General features: G+C 67.2%; 16 protein-coding genes. 8 read left to right on the top strand and 8 right to left on the bottom strand.

From position 1 onward, the window contains the following. Nucleotides 1-39: 39 nt before the first annotated feature. Entirely contained in the window at nucleotides 40-519 is a 480-nt protein-coding gene (locus tag VH88_RS03055; RefSeq protein ID WP_026108379.1) for an Hsp20 family protein, read from the bottom strand. A 272-nt stretch (nucleotides 520-791) separates the two neighbouring features. Between VH88_RS03055 and VH88_RS03050 the strand changes: the two genes are divergently transcribed. The 3 genes from VH88_RS03050 to VH88_RS03040 all read left to right on the top strand — a co-directional run bounded on the left by VH88_RS03050 (nucleotide 792) and on the right by VH88_RS03040 (nucleotide 3645). Continuing rightward, nucleotides 792-1598: a class I SAM-dependent methyltransferase gene (locus VH88_RS03050; protein WP_045809944.1), complete on the top strand. Its 807-nt coding sequence runs from the start codon at nucleotides 792-794 to the stop codon at nucleotides 1596-1598. Nucleotides 1599-1693: 95 nt separating this feature from the next. Beyond that, entirely contained in the window at nucleotides 1694-2614 is a 921-nt protein-coding gene (locus tag VH88_RS03045) for a class I SAM-dependent methyltransferase (RefSeq protein WP_045809943.1), read from the top strand. Further along, nucleotides 2611-3645, top strand: coding sequence for an alpha/beta fold hydrolase (locus VH88_RS03040; protein WP_052689472.1), 1035 nt, complete (start codon nucleotides 2611-2613; stop codon nucleotides 3643-3645). Before VH88_RS03045 ends, VH88_RS03040 begins: the two co-directional genes overlap by 4 nt. Nucleotides 3646-3649: 4 nt before the next feature. Here the strand turns inward: VH88_RS03040 and VH88_RS03035 are convergent, their stop codons facing one another. From VH88_RS03035 to VH88_RS03025, 3 genes are all read right to left on the bottom strand, one after another. Next, on the bottom strand, nucleotides 3650-4219 hold the full coding sequence (locus tag VH88_RS03035) for a hypothetical protein (RefSeq protein ID WP_045809942.1): 570 nt from the start codon (nucleotides 4217-4219) through the stop codon (nucleotides 3650-3652). A gap of 74 nt (nucleotides 4220-4293) precedes the next feature. Next, nucleotides 4294-5079: a histidinol-phosphatase gene (gene hisN, locus VH88_RS03030; RefSeq protein ID WP_045809941.1), complete on the bottom strand. Its 786-nt coding sequence runs from the start codon at nucleotides 5077-5079 to the stop codon at nucleotides 4294-4296. A 53-nt stretch (nucleotides 5080-5132) separates the two neighbouring features. Then, nucleotides 5133-5513: a helix-turn-helix domain-containing protein gene (locus VH88_RS03025; RefSeq protein WP_045809940.1), complete on the bottom strand. Its 381-nt coding sequence runs from the start codon at nucleotides 5511-5513 to the stop codon at nucleotides 5133-5135. Between the two features lie 188 nt (nucleotides 5514-5701). Between VH88_RS03025 and VH88_RS03020 the strand changes: the two genes are divergently transcribed. Next, nucleotides 5702-5956 carry a GlsB/YeaQ/YmgE family stress response membrane protein gene (locus VH88_RS03020; RefSeq protein ID WP_039243891.1) on the top strand — a complete coding sequence of 85 codons (255 nt, stop codon included), beginning with the start codon at nucleotides 5702-5704 and terminating at the stop codon, nucleotides 5954-5956. Between the two features lie 142 nt (nucleotides 5957-6098). Here VH88_RS03020 and VH88_RS03015 read toward each other — a convergent pair whose 3' ends face one another. After that, nucleotides 6099-6590 carry a hypothetical protein gene (locus VH88_RS03015; protein ID WP_045809939.1) on the bottom strand — a complete coding sequence of 164 codons (492 nt, stop codon included), beginning with the start codon at nucleotides 6588-6590 and terminating at the stop codon, nucleotides 6099-6101. 152 nt (nucleotides 6591-6742) lie between these two features. Here VH88_RS03015 and VH88_RS03010 point away from each other — a divergent pair, with 152 nt between their 5' ends. Next, entirely contained in the window at nucleotides 6743-8398 is a 1656-nt protein-coding gene (locus tag VH88_RS03010) for a GNAT family N-acetyltransferase (RefSeq protein WP_052689471.1), read from the top strand. On the opposite strand, the gene hemW is transcribed toward VH88_RS03010, so the two are convergent. Together hemW and rdgB are read right to left on the bottom strand one after the other, a co-directional pair. Continuing rightward, entirely contained in the window at nucleotides 8395-9555 is a 1161-nt protein-coding gene (gene hemW / locus VH88_RS03005) for a radical SAM family heme chaperone HemW (protein WP_045809938.1), read from the bottom strand. The two genes, VH88_RS03010 and hemW, sit on opposite strands and share 4 nt — an antisense overlap. Further along, nucleotides 9548-10150, bottom strand: coding sequence for an RdgB/HAM1 family non-canonical purine NTP pyrophosphatase (rdgB, locus tag VH88_RS03000; RefSeq protein WP_045809937.1), 603 nt, complete (start codon nucleotides 10148-10150; stop codon nucleotides 9548-9550). The genes hemW and rdgB overlap by 8 nt, the downstream gene beginning before the upstream one ends. A gap of 459 nt (nucleotides 10151-10609) precedes the next feature. Between rdgB and VH88_RS02995 the strand changes: the two genes are divergently transcribed. Genes VH88_RS02995 through VH88_RS02985 form a run of 3 tightly spaced genes read left to right on the top strand, consistent with a single transcriptional unit; the run spans nucleotide 10610 to nucleotide 12051 of the window. After that, nucleotides 10610-11209, top strand: a complete 600-nt coding sequence (locus VH88_RS02995) for a DUF2975 domain-containing protein (RefSeq protein ID WP_231576570.1) — start codon at nucleotides 10610-10612, stop codon at nucleotides 11207-11209. Nucleotides 11210-11233: 24 nt separating this feature from the next. Further along, nucleotides 11234-11473, top strand: coding sequence for a helix-turn-helix transcriptional regulator (locus VH88_RS02990; protein ID WP_017504942.1), 240 nt, complete (start codon nucleotides 11234-11236; stop codon nucleotides 11471-11473). Beyond that, entirely contained in the window at nucleotides 11470-12051 is a 582-nt protein-coding gene (locus VH88_RS02985) for a Smr/MutS family protein (RefSeq protein ID WP_045809936.1), read from the top strand. Before VH88_RS02990 ends, VH88_RS02985 begins: the two co-directional genes overlap by 4 nt. Nucleotides 12052-12117: 66 nt before the next feature. On the opposite strand, the gene VH88_RS02980 is transcribed toward VH88_RS02985, so the two are convergent. Continuing rightward, complete coding sequence (locus VH88_RS02980) at nucleotides 12118-12759, bottom strand: TetR/AcrR family transcriptional regulator (RefSeq protein WP_039243898.1); 642 nt, start codon at nucleotides 12757-12759, stop codon at nucleotides 12118-12120. Nucleotides 12760-12781 lie beyond the last annotated feature (22 nt).

Below are 12781 nucleotides of genomic sequence, written 5' to 3'. Positions count from 1 at the left end.
GCGCGAACGCCGCCCTTTCATAGTTCGCCTTGAAACGGCTTAGGCCGCTTCGGCCTTCTTCTCGGCCTGGCCTTCGATCAGCGGCTGGCCGGCGCCGATTTCGATACGGCGGGGCTTCAGCGCCTCGGGCAGCTCGCGCTTCAGCGAGATCGAGAGCAGACCGTTGACCAGATTGGCGTCATTGACGACGACATAGTCGGCCAGCTGGAAGCGGCGCTCGAAATCGCGCTCGGCCAGACCGCGATGCAGGTAGGTCTTCTGCGTCGCCGTATCGTCGTTTGCGGTCTTGCGGCCGGTCACGGTGAGCAGGTTTTCCTTCACCTCGATATTCAGCTCGTCGGGGCTGAAGCCGGCGACGGCGATCTCGATGCGATAGGCGTTCTCGCCCGTGGTCTCGATGTTGTAGGGGGGATAACCCGTGTCCTGGCTGGTCGCGCGCGAGGCGTTTTCCAGCAGATTGGCCAGACGGTCGAAGCCGACGGCCGAGCGGTACAGCGGGGTGAAATCATAAGTACGCATCAGCATCCTCCTGAGGATCAGCAAGGTTGAGCCGCCCGGCGTTTTGGCCCGGACGGTGGGAGATCAGATCGACGACCCGAAACCGGCGCCGTCAGTCTGGAGAACCCGAAATCGGCGTCCTCGAAAGCCAAGATGGGAACCGGCGAAACGGCGTCAAGGGCGCCGCCTGCACGATTTTGCTTGCGTCAAATCCGCCTGTGTCTCGCGAAGTTCATTTGCGCGGGCGGTCCGCCTGCCTATGGAGAACGACCTGAACCTGGAGCCCCTCGATCATGCGCCTCGCCGTCTACGGCCTCGCCGCCGTCCTGCTGTCCGCCGCCCCCGCCTTGGCCCAACAGTCGCCCCAGACCCAGGGCGCGTGGACGCCGCCGCGTTCGGCCCTGTCCAGCGCCATGCCGACCTTCTCCGACGACACGGCGTTGCAGACCGCCATCGCCGCCGAGACCCGGCCCGCCGCCGACCGGGCGCGCGACGTCTATCGTCATCCGTATGAATCCCTGACCTTCTGGGGGCTGACGCCGGGGATGACGGTGGTGGAGATCGAGCCGGGCGGCGCCAGCTGGTGGCGGCACATTCTGGAGCCCTATGCGGCGGCGACCGGCGGGCGTTATGTGCCGGTCAATCGCCCGCTGGAAGGCATGGGCGTGGCGGACGGGACCGCCGACTTCATCCTGGTGGCCCGCGCCTTCCACAACTGGTCGCGCGACGGCCGGACCCAGCCGTATCTGCAGGCCTTCTTCAAGGCCTTGAAGCCCGGCGGCGTGCTGGCCGTCGAACAGCACCGCAGCGCGGAGGGTCTGAATGTCGCTGACGTCGCCTCCACCGGCTATGTGCCCGAAAGCTATGTGATCCATGAGGCGCGCAACGCCGGCTTCGTGCTGGAGGCGCGCAGCGAGCTGAACGCCAATCCCAAGGACGACCACGATCATCCGTTCGGGGTCTGGACGCTGCCGCCGATCCGCCAGTCGGCTGCGCGCAACGATCCGTCCGGCCGCACCCTGACGCCCGAGGAACGCGCCGCCTTCGACGCCATCGGCGAGAGCGACCGGATGACCCTGCGTTTCCGCAAGCCCGAATAGGCTGTCTTGCGTTTTGACCGGCCCTGCGAACCCGATTAAGCCCAAGACGTCAGGGTGCGTCGGACGCGGGTCCCGGCGTCCTGCGGAGGTTTTGAATGGCTGATCGTCTGGCGAGCGCGAGCGGATTGTCGCGTCGGTTTCTGCTGAGCGGCGCTGCGGCGCTGGGGCTGATCGGCGTGGCGGCTTGCGGGCGCAAGGACGAGGCCGCAAAGGCGCCGGCCGCGCCACCCGCACCCGCGGGGCCGCCGGAAGGCTCGCTGGAATGGGCGGTCGAGGGATCCTGGCGCTCGGCCCAGGACAAGGCGCGCGACGCCTTCCGCCATCCGATGGAGACGCTGCGGTTCTTCGGACTTCAACCCAAGATGACGGTGGTGGAGTTCTGGCCCGGCAGCGGCTGGTACACCGAAATCCTGGCCCCCTATCTGGCCAAGGGGGCGGGCACCTATGTCGCCGCCCTGTTCCCCGAGGGACCGACCGCCGATCCGGCGCAGGCCGTGCTGAACACCGCCTTCCGCACGCGATTCTCCAGCGACAAGAAACTTTATGGCGAGCCGCAGTTTTCGGTCTTTGGCGCGGGATCCGGTCCGGTGATCGCGGCGGGTACGGCCGAGATGTGCCTGTTCATGCGAACCCTGCATGGCTGGATGGCGGCAGGCATTGCGGAAAAGGCCTTCGCCGACGCCTTCGCCGCCCTTCGCCCGGGCGGCATCCTGGGCGTCGAGCAACATCGACTGTCCCCAGCGGAGGATCAGGATCCGGTTGCGGCCAACGGCTATGTGCAGGAAGCCTTCGTACGCCAGTTGGCGGCCGAGGCGGGCTTCGTCTTCGTCGAGGCGTCCGAGATCAACGCCAATCCGGAAGACACCAAGGACCACCCGTTCGGCGTCGACACCCTGGCGCCCACGCGCCTGACGGCGCCGCGCGGCGAACCGGCGGACCCCGCCTTCGACCGCTCTAAATATGACGCGATCGGCGAGAGCGATCGCATGACCTTGAAGTTCAGGAAGCCCGAGTGAACCGCGCCCAAGCCTTCGCCGCCAACGCCCCGCTGATGGGGGTGCCCGGCGCCTATCCGCCGCCCAGCGGAAAGGGCGACTGGTTTCGCGGCGCGGGCGGAATGCGGCTGCGCGCCGGTCTGTGGAAGCCGTCTCACCTCGCAGCGGACAAGGTGCGCGGCACCGTGGTGCTAAGCCCCGGCCGAACCGAGCCGATCGAAAAATACTATGAGGTGATCGGCAACTTCCTGGCGCGCGGCTGGTGCGTGCTGACCCACGACTGGCGCGGCCAGGGGCTGTCGGCGCGGCTCTTGCCGGATCGGCTGAAGGGGCACGCCCGTGCGGTCGAGGAGTTTCTGGACGACTACAATCGCCTGCTGAACGCCTACGAGGACCAGTGCCCCAAGCCCTGGATCATGGTCGGCCATTCGATGGGCGCTTGCCTGAACCTGCTGTCGCTGGAAAGCGGCGAGGACCGGTTCGCCGGCGCGGTCCTGTCCAGCCCCATGCTGCGCATCAAGACCGGCAAACGGTCGATGTGGTCGGTCAAGCTGGTGGTGCGCTGGAACATCCGCCATGGCCAGGCGGGTGATTATATCCTGGGCGACCCCGACGATCCGTTCGACCATAATTTCGCCGAAGACGCCCTGACCTCGGACGAGACCCGCTATGAGATGTGGCGACAGCAGCTCTATGCATGCCCGCACCTGGCGATCGGCGGTCCCACCTATGGTTGGCTGGCCTTTGCGCTGGACGCCGGCGAGCGCGCGCTGAAGCCCAAGGCCCTGAAGGCGGTCAAGGCGTCGGTCGTGATCGTCCAGACCGGCGCCGACGACGTGGTGTGGAAACAGACCAACCAATGGGCCGCCAAACGCATCCCGCGCGGCCGCTACGTCGAGGTCGCCGGCGCCAAGCATGAGGTCATCATGGAGGCCGATGACCTGCGCGCCGTCTTCCTGAACGAATTCGACGCCATGGCCGATATGGTTGCGCCTGCGGCGGACGCGGTCACCGATCCGTCGGCGAGGACGGCGGACGTGACGGCGGGCTGATCGTTCAGGCGGCGGTTTCGGCGCGCCAGCGTCGGTCGATCGTCTGGGTGACGCCGCAGAGCTGCAGGAAGGCGACGGCGACGCCGGGGCCGGTCTCGGCCTTGATCAGCAGGGGCAAAACGATCCACTCGCGCGGGAAGCGCATGACCATCACGTCGTCGCTGGCGCGCAGATGCGGGCAGTATTTCATCGAGCGGTCGACGCAGCGGCGGTGCAGAGGCGCGATCGAGCCGGCGTCGATCATGACCCGGTCGTCGGCGATGTCGGCGCGAACCTGACCGCCGCGCGCCCTGAGCTGTCCGGCGCATCGTCGCGCGGCGATCTGGGTCCAGCGATCGCCGTCCTCAGTCGGCTCGCCGCACATCGGGCACAGCATGCGCGCGACCGTGAGGCGCTGTCGGACCAGATGGTTCTTTGAATATTGCGGCTTGCCAGCGCCGGGCGCGCTGGCCTGCATCAAGGCGAGACGGCCGCCGACGGTTCGGCACGGCGCGGCGCCCGTGATCTCTTCGCCGCTCCAACTCGTGACCCAGGGCACGTCGACGCCGACAACCAATTTGGACAGCCCAGCCATCGAATCCGTCCCCTCAACCGTCCGCACCCTGACGCCGTCTCGCGACCTGCGTCAATATGCGCCAGGTGAGAGCGTCAGGCGGCCGCGCGTTTCAGCGTCACCAGGGCCTGGTCGATCAGGCGCGCGTCGCCGACGGCGAGGATCTGGCCCTTGTCGTCCGGCGCTGCGCCGCGCCAGTTCACGACCTTGCCGCCCGCCGCCTCGATGACGGGCACGAGGGCGGACCAGTCCCAGGGCTTCAGGCTGGTCTCGGCGACCAGATCCATCTTGCCTGCCGCCACCATGGCGTAGGCGTAGGCGTCGCAGCCCAGGCGCGCCAAGCGGGCGGTCGCACGGACCTGGGTCCAGGCGCCCAGTTCGGCCCCGTTGAAGATGTCGGGGTCCGTGGTTGAGATGACGGCGTCGGTCAGCTTTTCGCAGGATCGCACGGCCAGCGGCGTCTCGACATCGCCGCGCAACAGGCGCGCGCCGGACGGGCCGCCAATGAAGATTTCATCCAGATAAGGCTGGGCGATGACGCCGACGTTGGGCTTTCCGTTGGTGCGCAGGGCGATCAGCGTGGTCCACAGCGGCAGGCCCGAAATGAAGGCGCGCGTGCCGTCGATGGGGTCCAGCACCCAGACGTGCTCGGCGTCCGGACGATCCTCGCCATACTCTTCGCCGATGACGCCGTGGTCGGGATAGCGGGCGGCGATCAGGCGGCGGATGGCGGCCTCGGCCTGTTTGTCGGCCTCTGTGACGGGATCGAAGCCGGCCGCGCCGCCCTTGTCGTCATGCCCGATGTCCGAGCGGAAGAAGGGCAGGGTCACGCGCGCAGCTTCGCGCGCCAGTTCGATGGCGAAGGCTTCGTATTCGGTCATGGGGATCCCTTACCGCGCTTTCGCCGGTATGGGCGCCCCTTGAGACGAGCCGATCAGGCGGCGGCCGCGTCACCCGCGTGCAGGGACTTGGCCAGATCCAGCAAACGCCGGCGGGGCCGTTCGTCCAGCAGATAATAGGCCTGGATCAGATCCAGCGTTTCCTTGCGCGAAAAGACTTCGCCGCCCTTGGGCGGCGGGGCGTCGGCCTCCATCGCCTCGGCCAGACCATCGTAGAAATAGGCGACGGGCGTCTCCAGCGCCTCGGCCAACTGCCACAGGCGCGCGGCGGAGATGCGGTTGGCGCCGCATTCATACTTCTGGATCTGCTGAAAGCGGATGCCGACCTGAACGGCCAACTGCTGCTGGGTCAGGCCCAGCAGGCGGCGACGGCGGCGCAGGCGGCGGCCCAGATGAAGGTCGATGTCGTCGGCCATGACGGTGATCCTCGTCTCAACGTCTGTCCCAATGCGGGACGACACACGTCGATCACGGCAATCGCCGTGCCGGATCGCGTCTCGGGCGAATTCGGCCTTATTGCGGCGAGGTGGGAACGAGGACGCAACCGTATGGCCCGAGCCGCATTTACTGCAACAGCTTGGCTTTTAAAGGAAGGAACCACAGCATGGGTCTCGGAATCATTGGTTGGCTCGTCATCGGCATCGTCGCCGGCTGGCTGGCTGAAAAGGTCATGGGTCGTAATCACGGTCTGCTGACGAACCTGATCGTCGGCGTCATCGGCGCTCTGCTCGGCGGCTTTATTTCGAACAACGTCTTCGGCACGCCGGTTGGCGGCTTCAACTTCGTCACCTTGATCGTGGCGTTCTTGGGCGCTTGCCTGCTGCTGTTCCTTCTGGGACTGGTCAAGCGTCGCGCTTGATCCGACAGTCGGTCGATAAGGAAAAGGGCGGCTCTCACGAGCCGCCCTTTTTGCTGCGCCAGTGTCGCCGCAGATTGCGGACAGACGAAAGGGCGGCCGGGAAACCCGGCCGCCCTTGGTCATTCAGCCTTGGAGGACTGTCTTATTGCGGCTCGGTCGGAGCCGGCGTGGCGCTGTCCGGAGCCGGGGTCGCCGGTTCAGTGGTCGCCGGATCGGTCGGCTCAGCCGCAGGTTCCAACGTCGGTGCAGGCGCGGCGGCCGGATCAGCGGCGGGGGCCGCCGCAGCGCCGGCGATCGGAGAAGCGGCGTCGAACTCGGCCTTGGTGTAGGCCACCACGACGCCGGCGCCTTCCTGACGGATGCCGCTCAGCGGCACGGCGCGAAGTTGGCCGTCGGCGCCGCGAACGGTGAGCTCCTGCTTGCCCTCGGCATTGGTCTGAACGCCTTCAAGCTTGCCCAGCTCGCCGTCAGGACCGGAAACGCTCGATCCGGGGTTCAGCGACAGCGATTGCTGCGAGGACGCAGCGGCGGCAGGCGCGGCGGCGGGAGCGGGCGTGGCTTCTTGCGCCAGAGCCGGCGCGGCGGTCATGAAGGCGGCTGCAGCGCCAGCCAGAAGAACGGTCTTGATAGTCATGGGTCATCCCAGTTACGCGGACCCGACGCCCGCACCCCTATATACTCCCTCTGTTACGGATTGTTTCGTGTGCCCCGAAATGACCTTGGCAGCGCCCCGGTTGGACGATTCTTGGTCTATGTTCGGGCGATCCGCGATTCGAGAGGCCACGCTTGTCCAGCCGCCCCCGGCACACATCCGGTCTGATCCGCCGACTGGCGGGTCTGGCCTTCGAGCTGACGCCCCAGATCTTTGCGGTGCTGGCCTTCGGCGCAGGCGCGCTGATGCTGGCCTCTGCGGTCACGCCCGAGTTCGACAGCCGGTTGCGCCAGCTGACGGGCGTCGTGTCTCCCATCCTGATCGACCTGTCGCACTTTGTCGGCAGCATCGCCGGTTTTCTTCTTCTGCTCTTGTCGGCGGGTCTGTGGCGGCGTCGACGCGGCGCCTATTGGGCCGCCCTGCTGGTCCTGGCGGCCGGGGCGGTGTTTTCGGTGCTGAAGGGTCTGGACTGGCAGCAGGCGACGGATTTGCTGGTCGTCGCCGCCCTGCTGGCGCCGTGCCGCACGGCCTTCAACCGGCGCTCGCGGCTCAGCGAGCCGCTGCGGCCCAGCTGGCTGTTGCTGCTGACGGCGGTGGTGGCGGCCATGCTGTGGCTGGGCTTCTTCGCCTATCGCGACGTGGCCTATAATGACGAGCTTTGGTGGCGCTTCCTCAGCGATCGCCAGGCGTCCGGCTTCCTGCGGGCCGGGCTGGTTCTGGCCATCCTGACGCTGGTCGTGGCCGGCCGCTCGCTGCTGAGCTCGCCGGGCGCCCACAGTCACGGACCGGCCAGCAAGGCCGACATCGATCGCGCGCTCCAGGCGCTGCAGACGGCCGATACGGCCACGCCCGAGGCGTGGCTGGCCATGCTGGGCGACAAGGCGCTGATGTTCAGCCCGTCGGGTTCCAGCTTCCTGGCCTATCGCGTGCGGGGACGGCGCTGGATCGCCATGGGCGAACCGGCCGGGCTCAAGAGCGAACGGCTGGAGTTGCTGTGGTCCTTTGCCGAGATGGCCGACAGCTACGGTGGGGCGGCGGTCTTCTATTCTGTCAGCGAAGAGGTGCTGGGCGATCTGGCGACCATGGGACTGGCGGTGCGCAAGGTCGGCGAGACGGCCGTGATCGACGCCCACCGCTTCTCCATCGAGGGCAAGGGCAAGCAGAACCTTCGCACGGCCATCAATCGCGCCGAGCGTGAAGGCTCTTCGTTTGAGGTTCTTCCGCCCGGTTCGGCCGCAGAGATCGCGCACGAGCTGCACGAGATTTCGGACGCCTGGCTGGCTATGCACGAGGGCTCGGAGAAATCCTTCTCCTTGGGGCGCTTCGACGTCGACTATCTGGATCTGACGCCGCTGGCCGTGGTCAAGGAGGGCGGTCGCATCGTCGCCTTCGCCAATCTGCTGACCTCGCCGGACGAGGCGGCGGTCGACCTGATGCGCCATCGGCCGGACGCGCCGCATGGGGTGATGGACTATCTGTTCATTCGCTGCGCACAGTGGGCCAAGGCGGAAGGCTTGGCCAGCTTCGACCTGGGCATGGCGCCGCTTGCCGGGCTGGAGGATCGTCGCATCGCGCCGGTCTTCGCCCGCGTCGGCGCCCTGGTGTTCGAAGAGGGCGGGGCGCTCTACGGCTTCCAGGGTCTGCGCAGCTACAAGGCCAAGTTCGGCCCGGACTGGCGTTCGCGTTTCATCGCCGCGCCGGTTTCGACGCCCCTGCCGCTGGCCCTGCTGGATGTCGCTTTGCTGACCAGCGGCGGCTGGTTGGGGATGCTAGGGCTGAAGAAGGCCTAGGTCAGCAGCGCCTTCAGCACGCCGTCCAGCACCGGACGGCCGCGCTCGGTGGCGATCAGTCGCTCGGCGTTTAGCATCAGGAATCCGTCGGCGATCAGGTCCGCGACCGGCGCGCCTTCAGGCGACAGGCCGAGCGCCGACAGCAGGGCGACAGGCGCGCCTTCGGTGGTGCGCAAGGCCAGCAGCAGCCGTTCCTCGGCGGCGTCGGCCGCAGTCTGGGCGTCGCGCTCGGACCAGGGCGTGCGGTCCGAGACGCCCGCCACATAGTCGGCGATGCGGCGGTGGGCGACGGTCGCGGTCCTGACGCCGTCCAGCGTCAGCCGGCCATGAGCGCCGGGGCCAAGGCCCAGATAGTCGCCGCCGCGCCAGACATGCAGATTGTGCGCCGACCGGGCGGCGAGACCGCGCGCGTGGTTGGACACCTCATAGGCGTCGAAGCCGGCGGCCGAGAGGACGTCCTGGGTGGTTTCGTAGAGGGAGGCGGCCCGGTCCTCGTCCGGCGGGGTCAGGGTTCCGCGCACGAAGGCCCGACCAAAGGCGGTCGTCGGCTCTATGGTCAGCTGATAGGGCGAGACGTGTTCGAACCCGAGCGCCAGCGCGGCCGTCAGCTCGGCGGCCCAATCTTCAGGCGTCTGGTCCGGGCGGGCGTAGATCAGGTCGATGGACAGTCGGTCGAAGGCGCGTCGGGCCAGATCGACCGCGCGCAGGGCCTCGGCCGCCGAATGGTCGCGACCCAGAAAACGCAAGGCTGCGTCGTCCAGCGCCTGAACCCCCATCGACAGGCGGTTGATGCCGGCGTCGGCCAGGGCGGCGAACCGGCCGGCCTCGGCGTCCGTGGGATTGGCTTCCAGCGTGATCTCGATGTCGCCGGCGGGCGGAAACAGGTCGCGGGCCGCCGCCACGATGCGCGCGACGGCGTCGGGCGCCATCAGCGACGGCGTGCCGCCTCCGAAGAAGATCGAGGCCAGCCGTCGCGGGCCTGTCAAATCCCTTTGGTCGCGCAGATCGGCCAGGATCGCCTCGACCAGCCCGGCCTGTTCCTCGGTGCGCCCGCGATCGCGCACGACGTTGAAGTCGCAGTAGGGGCAGATGCGTGCGCAATAGGGCCAGTGGACGTAGAGGCCGACGTCCGATCCCGGATCAAGCGGATCAGTCAATCAGGGCGGCTCTCAGCTTGGCGAAGGCGACGGTGCGATGGCTGATGGCGTCCTTGGCCGCCGGCTCCATCTCGCCGAAAGTCTGGTCGCCGCCAGTCGGAATGAAGAGCGGGTCGTAACCAAACCCCCGATCGCCGCGTGGGGGGAAGGTCAGCCGGCCGTGAACCTCGCCCTGCACCACCACGCAAGGGCCGTCCGGCCACGCGACCGCCAGGGCCGAGGTGAACCAGGCGGTGCGGTCCGTCGCGCCGATCTCTTCCAGCCGCTCCTCGACCTTCTTCATGGCGACGGCGAAATCCTTGCCCGGCCCGGCCCAGCGCGCGGAGAAGATGCCCGGCGCGCCATCCAGCGCCGCGACCGACAGGCCGGAATCGTCGGCCAGCGAAACCTCTCCCGACAGTTCGGCCGCGTGGCGCGCCTTCAGCATGGCGTTGCCGGTGAATGTGCTCTCCGTTTCGTCGGGTTCGGGCAGGTTCAGCTGGCCGGCGGTGACGAGTTGGTAATTTCCGCCCAGCAGCGCCGAGATTTCGGGAACCTTGCCGGCGTTATGCGTCGCCACGACGATCCGCATCCCTTTGATAAGCTTGAGATTCATCGTCGATCACGCTCCTGAAACAGTCTATTGCCAAAGTTTAATATCGTTAAACGATATGTAACGTGCCTTTTTCGCCCGCACAGCCTATCTATTGATCGTCAGGAACGAGGTCGCAGCGTTCAGGACTTCCGGAAAACCGGGAACGATCATGCGGCTAACAAATCCAAACGGCGATAATCGCCCAAACAAGAAAGACGGAGAACCACAATGCATACGATGAACACCTCGATGTGGCTCGACAAGGTCGGCGCTGCTTTTGTCAGCACCGTTCTGATCGCCGCCCTGCCCACCGCCCTGGTCGTCACTCTGTTCCAAGCCCTTTGATCCCTCTCTTTTCGATCACTGGAGCTTTGACGACCTGCATGAAGACCGCGATGTATAGAGCCGCGCGCGGGTTCGCCGGACCCCGCGTGGCCATCGCCCCGCCTTCCCCGGCTTGAGATCAAAAAGACCATGCGCATGCCCCTGCCGCCAAATCCGCTGAAGCGAGGCGAGGCAAGCGTTTCGAACTGGCTGGGCGCGCCGATCAAGGCGCTCGGCCCGGGTTCGGTGTCCAGCGTGCTGAAGGTGGTGCTGGATGTGGCCTACATCCTTCTCTGGTTGATCACCGGCGTGCTGCTGCTGCTGGTCATCGCCGCGATCTTCATTCCCCTGGACAATGTGAACATCACCGTCAGCGGGGATTCCGGCGGCAAGCAACTGCCGCTGACGCGCACCCTGCTGCTGTTCGGCCTGGGCGCCGCGACCGCCTACTTCGGCGGTTTCATGCTGATCCTGCGCAGCCTGCGCCGCATCATCCGCACCCTGACCATGGGCGACCCGTTCCAGCCCGATAATGTGCGCCGTCTGCGCCAGATCGGCCTGACCCTGGCGGTCGTGACCGGCGGCGTCTGGGTGGCCCAGGGCTTCGTCGCCAAGCGCCTGGCGCCCGGCGTCATGGATCCGCAGGGCTTCGGCGAACTGCTGACCCCCATCTTTTCCGTGCTCATCGTCTTCGTGCTGGCGGAGGTGTTCCGCGAGGGCGCGCGCCTGCGTCGCGAATCCGAACTGACGATCTGAGCCGTTTCGAAGTAGGATTTGCGCATGGCCATCCGCGTCCAGCTCGACCGCGTCCTCGTGGAACGCCGTATGTCGTTGACCGAACTCGCCGACCGGGTCGGGGTGACGGTGGCGAACCTGTCGATCCTGAAGACCGGCAAGGCGCGCGCGGTGCGGTTCTCGACCCTGGACGCCCTGTGCCGCGAGCTAGACTGCCAGCCCGGTGACTTGCTGGCGCATGAGCCTGGCCCCGGCGACACCATCGAGGACGACGGCGAGGCATGAAGCGAAAGGGGCCGAGCCGTGACGAGAACGGACTGACGCCCGAAGACCGTCGCATCTGGACCCGCGTGGCCGGATCGGTCGTGACGCCGAGGACGCGCAAGGCCGCCCGCGTCACGCCCGGCGCCGAAACGCCGCCCGAGATCGTGGTGACGCCGATCGAGCGCCCGCGCCCCTTGGTCAAGGTGTCCCCCAAACGCACCACTGTCGCGCCGCCTGCGGAAAAGCGACCTTCGCCGAACAAGCCCAGGCCCGCGCCCGAGGATCTGGAGCCGCGCCGCAAGCAGCGGCTGTCGCGCGAACGCGATCCCATCGAGGCGCGCATCGACCTGCATGGCTTCGGCCGGTTCGAGGCCGAGGATCAGCTTCGAGGCTTCCTGACATCCTCCCAGGCGCGCGGCATGCGGGCGGTGCTGGTCATCACCGGCCAGGGCCGGATGGGCGGCGGGGTGATCCGTTCGGCCTTTGCGGAATGGATGCATTCGCCCGTACTGCGCGGCGTGGTGTCGGGCTTCACCATCGCCCACCAGAAGCACGGCGGAAACGGCGCCTTCTACGTCACCCTGAAACGCCGGACCTGACGCTCATGAAAAAGGCCGGGCCCGCGCTGGCGGACCCGGCCTTTCGAAAAGCGGCTTTGCTCTGGCCTATTTGGCGGCGATGGCGCCGGCCAGGATCACGTCGATCTGCTTGCCCATATGGTCCGACAGGGCCTGCGCGTCCCATTCGTCATAGGCGGCGCGGCGGTAGTTCGACAGATAGGCGTCCCAGATCAGCTCGACCAGCAGGCGGCTGTCGGCGTCTTTGGACAGTTCGCCCTTGGCCACCGCATCCTGAAGGATGTTGCTGATGGCGAGCAGCAGGTTTTTGGTCGCGGCGCGCGCGCGCATTTCGGCGGCCAGGGGCTGGAACCACGAGCGGGCCACGATCGCCTGGAACAGGGGCAGTTGGTCTAGCGACGAGTGGTAGCCGGCGCTCAGCGCGCTGACGAGACGCTGGCGGACGGGCTCGCCTTCGGGAGCCGCGGCCTCGACCACCTCGGCCAGGCGCGTCATGTCCTCGGTCAGGACGGCTTCGAACAGTTCGGCCTTGTCCTGGAAGTTGGCGAACACGGCGCCGGTGGACATGCCCGCGCCCTTGGCGATGTCGCGGATCGTGGCGGGCTCATAGCCGCGCTCGGCGAAGAGCGAGCGGGCGGCGTCCAGAACCTTTTGTCGCGTGCGGATCTTGGCGGCCTGGCGGCGGTTCAAGCGGGGCTCGACAGCGAGGGAGGCGACGGTATCTGTCATATAATCAGGCTTTTACTCTACT

Source organism: Brevundimonas sp. KM4, from assembly GCF_000964075.1.
GTDB lineage: Bacteria > Pseudomonadota > Alphaproteobacteria > Caulobacterales > Caulobacteraceae > Brevundimonas > Brevundimonas huaxiensis.
Note: the sequence above shows the minus strand (reverse complement) of the source record. Positions and strands in the feature narration are given on the sequence as shown.

Coding starts and splice junctions, on each gene's coding strand:
- VH88_RS03045 (WP_045809943.1), top strand. CDS start 1,694: ATGGCTGATCGTCTGGCGAGCGCGAGCGGATTGTCGCGTCGGTTTCTG.
- VH88_RS02995 (WP_231576570.1), top strand. CDS start 10,610: ATGCCCCTGCCGCCAAATCCGCTGAAGCGAGGCGAGGCAAGCGTTTCG.
- VH88_RS02980 (WP_039243898.1), bottom strand. CDS start 12,759: ATGACAGATACCGTCGCCTCCCTCGCTGTCGAGCCCCGCTTGAACCGC.
- VH88_RS03020 (WP_039243891.1), top strand. CDS start 5,702: ATGGGTCTCGGAATCATTGGTTGGCTCGTCATCGGCATCGTCGCCGGC.
- VH88_RS03055 (WP_026108379.1), bottom strand. CDS start 519: ATGCGTACTTATGATTTCACCCCGCTGTACCGCTCGGCCGTCGGCTTC.
- VH88_RS03050 (WP_045809944.1), top strand. CDS start 792: ATGCGCCTCGCCGTCTACGGCCTCGCCGCCGTCCTGCTGTCCGCCGCC.
- VH88_RS03025 (WP_045809940.1), bottom strand. CDS start 5,513: ATGGCCGACGACATCGACCTTCATCTGGGCCGCCGCCTGCGCCGCCGT.
- hisN (WP_045809941.1), bottom strand. CDS start 5,079: ATGACCGAATACGAAGCCTTCGCCATCGAACTGGCGCGCGAAGCTGCG.
- VH88_RS02990 (WP_017504942.1), top strand. CDS start 11,234: ATGGCCATCCGCGTCCAGCTCGACCGCGTCCTCGTGGAACGCCGTATG.
- VH88_RS03015 (WP_045809939.1), bottom strand. CDS start 6,590: ATGACTATCAAGACCGTTCTTCTGGCTGGCGCTGCAGCCGCCTTCATG.
- rdgB (WP_045809937.1), bottom strand. CDS start 10,150: ATGAATCTCAAGCTTATCAAAGGGATGCGGATCGTCGTGGCGACGCAT.
- VH88_RS03035 (WP_045809942.1), bottom strand. CDS start 4,219: ATGGCTGGGCTGTCCAAATTGGTTGTCGGCGTCGACGTGCCCTGGGTC.
- VH88_RS02985 (WP_045809936.1), top strand. CDS start 11,470: ATGAAGCGAAAGGGGCCGAGCCGTGACGAGAACGGACTGACGCCCGAA.